8 protein-coding genes are annotated in these 6,000 nt (G+C 33.1%); 6 read left to right on the top strand and 2 right to left on the bottom strand.

Features of this window, described 5'->3' with window-relative positions:
• From QZU90_RS02295 to QZU90_RS02270, 6 genes are all read left to right on the top strand, one after another.
• Positions 1-322 (top strand): 4Fe-4S dicluster domain-containing protein (locus QZU90_RS02295; protein WP_296855309.1); only part of this gene is annotated, 322 nt, incomplete at its 5' end.
• 109 nt (positions 323-431) lie between these two features.
• On the top strand, positions 432-1,538 hold the full coding sequence (locus QZU90_RS02290) for a hypothetical protein (protein ID WP_296855308.1): 1,107 nt from the start codon (positions 432-434) through the stop codon (positions 1,536-1,538).
• Between the two features lie 51 nt (positions 1,539-1,589).
• The gene (locus QZU90_RS02285; protein ID WP_296855305.1) at positions 1,590-2,480 is read left to right on the top strand and encodes a formylmethanofuran--tetrahydromethanopterin N-formyltransferase; all 891 of its coding nucleotides are present in this window, start codon (positions 1,590-1,592) and stop codon (positions 2,478-2,480) included.
• A gap of 31 nt (positions 2,481-2,511) precedes the next feature.
• Entirely contained in the window at positions 2,512-3,555 is a 1,044-nt protein-coding gene (locus QZU90_RS02280) for a carbohydrate kinase family protein (RefSeq protein ID WP_296855303.1), read from the top strand.
• 156 nt (positions 3,556-3,711) lie between these two features.
• Positions 3,712-4,539 (top strand): 4Fe-4S binding protein, encoded by an 828-nt coding sequence (locus tag QZU90_RS02275; protein WP_296855301.1) that lies wholly within the window; start codon positions 3,712-3,714, stop codon positions 4,537-4,539.
• An 89-nt stretch (positions 4,540-4,628) separates the two neighbouring features.
• Positions 4,629-5,264 carry an HPP family protein gene (locus QZU90_RS02270; protein ID WP_296855299.1) on the top strand — a complete coding sequence of 212 codons (636 nt, stop codon included), beginning with the start codon at positions 4,629-4,631 and terminating at the stop codon, positions 5,262-5,264.
• Positions 5,265-5,394: 130 nt separating this feature from the next.
• Here the strand turns inward: QZU90_RS02270 and QZU90_RS02265 are convergent, their stop codons facing one another.
• Together QZU90_RS02265 and QZU90_RS02260 are read right to left on the bottom strand one after the other, a co-directional pair.
• Positions 5,395-5,730 (bottom strand): DUF2085 domain-containing protein, encoded by a 336-nt coding sequence (locus tag QZU90_RS02265; protein WP_296855297.1) that lies wholly within the window; start codon positions 5,728-5,730, stop codon positions 5,395-5,397.
• Positions 5,731-5,816: 86 nt separating this feature from the next.
• The gene (locus QZU90_RS02260) at positions 5,817-5,960 is read right to left on the bottom strand and encodes a hypothetical protein (RefSeq protein ID WP_296855295.1); all 144 of its coding nucleotides are present in this window, start codon (positions 5,958-5,960) and stop codon (positions 5,817-5,819) included.
• Positions 5,961-6,000: the final 40 nt, after the last annotated feature.

The following is a 6,000-nucleotide window of genomic DNA, read 5'->3' as shown; positions in this document are numbered from 1 at the left end:
TTCCTGTGTATACTGCGGATTATGTGCTGAAAGCTGTAATTTTGAAGCAATTAAGCTTAAGGAAGAGTTCTTTACAAATAGGAATCATGAGATATTCTTTATAAAAAGAGACTTGAGAGGAAGAAGAAAGGGTACTGTAGAGATTAATCATCATGCTTGCCAATTGTGTGAAGTTTGTGTGAAAAACTGTCCGGTTGATGCATTAAGTGTTGAAGACGGAAAGGTTGTTGTAAATCATGATGATTGTATTTCATGTAGAAACTGTGAGGGAATCTGTCCAGTGAATGCAGCAAGAGTCTCAACCATTTGGCAGTTCTTATAATATCATTTTAAATTATTTTATTTTAAAATAAAATTTTCTTTTTTTATTTTTATTAGATTACACTTAATGAAATTGAAATTAAACACTTGAAGTTTAGGAAGATTAGATTATGGTAAAAAAAGTCTTTATCACAGATTGTGAAGGGCCATTGACATTAAATGACAATGCTTATGAATTGGCAGATGAGTTTATTGATGATGGTGGAAAATTATTCAAGATCATCAGTCGCTTTGATGATTACTTGGTTGATGATGTCAAGCTTGAAAATTATCATGCTGGTGACACACTTAAACTTATTGTTCCATTTTATAAATTAGCTGGACTTACAAATGAAAAAATGATTAAGTTTTCAAGGGAAAATATCTATCTTGTTGATGGTTCTGATGACACTCTCAGATTCGCAAATGAACTTATTGATTCTTTCATAGTTAGTACTAGTTATGGTCAATATATTGAAGCTCTATGCAATTATATTAATTTCCCATTCCAAAATACTTATCACACACAACTTGATGTAGATGGGGCTACTAATTTTAATCAATCTGATGCAAAATCCAAAACTGTTGGTGTCAAATCACCAAAATTTATTGAGGAACTTAAGAAAGTTGATGAGTTTAGAAAAATCATACTTGAACATGGTGATGAAAGTGAAGATGACTTCAATGTTTTGTATGACATTTTCTTCAATGAGTTTCCAAAGCTTGAAATCAACAAGTACATTGAAAGTGTGAAAACTGTTGGTGGTAAAGGTAAGCAAATTGCAGTTGAGGATATTGTTGAGAAATTGGATTTGGGTCAAGGTTCAATAATCTACATGGGTGACAGCATAACTGATGTTGAGCCATTGCAATATGCAAGGGATAATGGAGGATTGTCTGTTAGTTTCAATGGAAATGAGTATCCTTTGAATGTTGCAGAGATTGCAGTGATATCTGACCATACAATAGTAAGTTCCATATTGATTGACCTTCATTCAAGATTTGATAAGGATTATGTCTTGGACTTTATCAGAACTTATTCTGAAAAGGGTCCTGATGAGGCATTTGGAGACTTTGAAGTTGATTACTCTCTCATTGAAGAGTTTGAAAAGGTCTTCCATAATAAGAATGCCCCAATCATAGAGATTATTTCAGATGAAAATAGGGAGCATTTGCTTAAGTTAAGCAAAGAGATGAGAAATAATATCCGTGGTAAAGATATTGGCGGACTAGGTTAATATTATATTTAGAATATATTTAATTGATTTATTACTAATGAGATGACATTTATGGTAAATTATGATAAGGTTGAAGATACATTCTTTGAATCATTTGATGGAATGTATATCAGAGCATTGATTACAGCAGAAGACGAATTGACTGTAAAGGAAGCAGCTTACGATGCTACAGCTACACCAAGTGCTGTCATTGGCAGAGTTGAAGCAGGTGTGGAAGCTTTTGTAGACGCTGATAAGACTCCTGATGGAAGACCTGGAGCTATTGTCCAGTTCTGGTTAACTGATGACTTGAAAAAATTTGAAAAGGAATTATCCTACAGAATTCGTCAAGACATTCTTGTAAAGCCATTTACAAGGGTATTCAGCATAACTGAAAATCCTGTTGGCGCTATTGGAATGATGGAAAGCGTAGGCCATTGTGGGGATGGCTATGAATGGGAAATTGAAGAGTTTGGAAGAAAGATGATCAATGTCCCAATTGCAGTTCCTGATTTCCAGATTGAATCTGAACTTGCTTATGCAGAAGGAATCATGGGAGGTAACTTCTGGTATATGTGTTCCACAAAAGAAGCTGTCTTAAAGGCAGGCAGAATTATCATCGACACTATTATGGAAGTTGAAGGAGTCTGCACTCCTTTTGGAATATGCTCTGCTGCAAGTAAGCCTGAAACCAATTTCCCTGAAATTGGTCCAAGTACAAATCATCCGTATTGCCCTTCATTGAAGGAAAGACTCGGTGATGAGTCAAAAGTTCCTGAAGGGGTAAATTATATTCCTGAAATCGTTATAAATGCAACCAGTCAGGAAGGTATGAACTTGGCTATTAAAAAAGCTATTGATGCTATAATTGACATCCCTGGTGTTGAAAGGATTTCAGCTGGAAACTTTGAAGGCCAATTAGGTGAGCATAAGACCAATTTATTGGATATTTTGAAAGAATAATACTTTATAATCTTTTTACGATGTGAATTAAATGGAAGAAAATGATAAGAATATTCCAAAATCCTCAAATAATGTAACTGCTGAAGATTTAGGTGTTGATGAAATAGTTTATGATGCAATCAATGTGGATGTAATAGGCTTTGGTGCATTGAATGTAGATAAGCTCTATAAGGTTGGACATATTGCAGAAATCGATGGGGAAAGCTTCATTAAAGGTGAAGAGGAATCTCCGGGGGGTTCAGCAGCCAATACAATCATAGGACTTTCAAAGCTTGGATGCTCAACATCATATATTGGAAAGATAGCAGATGATGAGGAAGGAGACTTATTGGAATACAATTTGATGATCAATGATGTTTACTTAACAAATCTCATCTATGCAGATAGAGGCAATTCAGGTAAGGTATTGGGATTCATTTCTGATGCAGGAGATAGGGCTCTTTATGTAGACCCTGGTGTAAATGATGAGATAACAATTGATGAAATCAATCCATTGAATGTCAATGCATGCAAGATACTTCATTACACCTCATTTGTTGGGGATTCATTCAATGCTCAAAAGGAATTGTTGCCATTATTGGCAGATAAGATTGTCTTAAGTTTTGATCCTGGAATGCTTTATGCTAAAAAAGGAGTAGGAGAACTTAAGGAAATCCTTGAAAGAACTGATATTCTTCTTATTAATGAAGCTGAATTGAAGATATTGTTTGAAGATTATTATAAGGAAAAATTGAATTTATCTGATGATGATTCATTAAGCTTTAGAGATTTGGCAGTTTATGTTCGCAATGATGGCATTGATACTGTGGTTGTAAAAAGAGGCTCTATTGGAGCTTATGCAATAAATAAGAAGGATGAAGAGGTTAAAATACCTGCATTCGAATGTGATGCAGTTGATACAACCGCTGCAGGAGATTCATTCAATGCTGGTTTCCTGTATTCCTATCTTAAAGGATACGATTTGGCTAAATCATGTACAATAGCTAATTGGGTTGCTTCAAAATCAGTTCAAGCTATTGGAATTTCTGGTTTGCCTACTTTAGAGGAATTGGAAGAGTTTACACAGTCCTTATGAAAAATTTTAATTTAAAAGATTATTTGATATAATAAATTATTTAAATTATTTAAAAGATATATAAACATAATAATGTTTTAAACTAGTGAAATTTAAGATTAGAATTTTGGTCATTAGAGTAAATTGATAATAAACTTTATCTATGGGGATAAAAATATGGAAATTAAACTAAAAAAGCAGATTGAAACCTTAGAGAGGGAAATCACTCTTAAATCTGTAGATTTAGATGAAGATATTGAAGACTTTAATGTAGACATTCATGATTTCAACGATCAGGAAAAGCTAATAACCATTTCACCTCGTTGTGTCAGATGCAATCTTTGCGTTGAAGAATGCCCTATTAAGGTTATCAGTTCTTCCACTTGGCTTAAAAGAGCTAAAATAGGTGAAGATTGTGTGCAATGTGAGATTTGTGCTCAAACCTGTCCGGTTTCATGTATTTATGTATGGGATGCTGAATCAGTCATTAAGGAGGATGATTCTGTAGAATATACATTAAAGGAGATTAAGGTTCCTCATAGAACTCTTAAAATGGAAGACATTTCCATAAATCGTAATGAATGTATTGGCTGTGGGTCTTGTCTTAAATACTGTCCTACCAATGCAATATCTCTTAGAACTAAAGAATTCATTGAAGAGCATGGAGAGGCATGTCCAATAGATGGCGCTATTGACTCTGAAGATGGATATGTGTATTCCTATATTGACAAGGACCGTTGTTGCGGTTGTGGATCTTGTGCTAACTTATGTATTCAAGGAGCAATTAACCTTAAAAGGGACTTAGGTCCAGTAGTGATTTACAGTCACATTGATGTCAATCAGGATATCTGTGTAGCTTGTGAGTTATGTGAAGATAACTGTCCTGTTTCTGCCATTAAGGTTGTTGACGGTGAGATTATTCTAAATAATGATAAATGTATAAGATGCAAGGAATGCAGTTCCAGATGTCCTGTAGGTGCTTTAAATTTAGTTTTAGATGATTAAGAAATAAATGAAAAAATTTTTTAAAAAATAAAATTGGATAATGGATTATTTTTACAGATTTTTTAAAATCTTATGGAGAAGTGTTTAAAATGAAAGCTAAAGAGATGATGGATAAGGAATTTGTTTATGTATCAAAAGATGATACTATCGAAGATGTTTCTATAAAAATGGAAGAGTACAGAAGATTCACCGCTCCAGTTTTAGATGAAAACATGAAATTGGAAGGTTGGATTACTTCATTCAACATAACCAAAGGATTACGTGAAGGAAAGACAACCATTGCTGATGTTATGAGTCCTGTTGAGGAAATCATGACCATTAATGAAAATGAAGCGGCAAGAAATGTTGTTATTGCAGCTTCAAACAATAAATTAATCAGCATTCCTATTATCAATGATGAAAATCAGGTAATCGGTGTTACAAGATCTGTAGATATTGTAGATTCCATGTCTTCATTATATGATATTAAAGTAAATAAAATCTACAAAGCTATGGAAAAAGAGCTTAGAGGAGTCAGTTGGGATGAATTGATGGAAGCTTCCGCTAAAATCTCTACAAGAACAACTGGTGTAAAAATCACTGCCGAAGAGTATGAGAAAAATATTGAAAATGCCACATTTGGTGAAGCCATTTGGGCAACTGGTGGTCTTGAAAAGTTCTTTGCAGGCCTTATTTCTGTTGGAGAACTTGTTATTGCACGTAAAGTAGGTCGTGCAAGACGCTAATATTTTCAAATCTCTTTAGATTTAAAATTTCTCCTTTTTTCTTTTTTTATTTTTTTTCCCTGTTCTTATTTTTTTTATCTCTTCGGTTCCTATTTTTATTTTATTCTAATTTTAGTTATTTAAGCCATTTTTATAAGAAATTAAATACAAAAAATTCTATCATGATTTCATAGACTAAAATTAAGCCTATTCCTCCTAAAATTCCTGTAATGAATCTGAGAGTGTTATTGCTTTCTCTCATTTCAAATAGTTGCGTAAATCCATCGATTGCACATGGGATTAAAAGGATGATTCCTAAAAATAGAGTTGTTAAGGAATAGGGAACTGGGAAGAACTTTATAAGGATTATGCTAGCTATCCCACTAATGTAAAACCCTGTGCATCTTGCGCAAACAGGAAATTGGCGTCCTTTATAAAAGAAGCTTCTTTCAGGTCTTCTATGACAGATATAATCGAATACACTCATTTTTTAACCTTTCTTTTAACATTTATTCTTTAAAGAGACTTATACAATCAAGGGTCTATAATCAATAGATTTTACGATAAAGAGGTTTATACTATCAATACATTAACTATTATAAAAAGTACTGCAAGTACTATTAAGGTACTGCAACATCCTTCATTCCTATTTACATTATTTTCGTCATTTTCAAAATAAGTTTCATAAATTAAAAATTCTTCAGGACCAAGATCCATTCTATCACCCTCTAATTATATTATTTAATCTTATTTTATT

Source organism: uncultured Methanobrevibacter sp. (genome assembly GCF_902784195.1).
Classification (GTDB): Archaea; Methanobacteriota; Methanobacteria; order Methanobacteriales; family Methanobacteriaceae; genus Methanobrevibacter.
Note: the sequence above shows the minus strand (reverse complement) of the source record. Positions and strands in the feature narration are given on the sequence as shown.

What these genes read in the sequence shown, in the direction of transcription:
- QZU90_RS02290 (WP_296855308.1), top strand. Translation starts at nt 432, where the DNA reads ATGGTAAAAAAAGTCTTTATCACAGATTGTGAAGGGCCATTGACATTA.
- QZU90_RS02285 (WP_296855305.1), top strand. Translation starts at nt 1,590, where the DNA reads ATGGTAAATTATGATAAGGTTGAAGATACATTCTTTGAATCATTTGAT.
- QZU90_RS02280 (WP_296855303.1), top strand. Translation starts at nt 2,512, where the DNA reads ATGGAAGAAAATGATAAGAATATTCCAAAATCCTCAAATAATGTAACT.
- QZU90_RS02275 (WP_296855301.1), top strand. Translation starts at nt 3,712, where the DNA reads ATGGAAATTAAACTAAAAAAGCAGATTGAAACCTTAGAGAGGGAAATC.
- QZU90_RS02270 (WP_296855299.1), top strand. Translation starts at nt 4,629, where the DNA reads ATGAAAGCTAAAGAGATGATGGATAAGGAATTTGTTTATGTATCAAAA.
- QZU90_RS02265 (WP_296855297.1), bottom strand. Translation starts at nt 5,730, where the DNA reads ATGAGTGTATTCGATTATATCTGTCATAGAAGACCTGAAAGAAGCTTC.
- QZU90_RS02260 (WP_296855295.1), bottom strand. Translation starts at nt 5,960, where the DNA reads ATGGATCTTGGTCCTGAAGAATTTTTAATTTATGAAACTTATTTTGAA.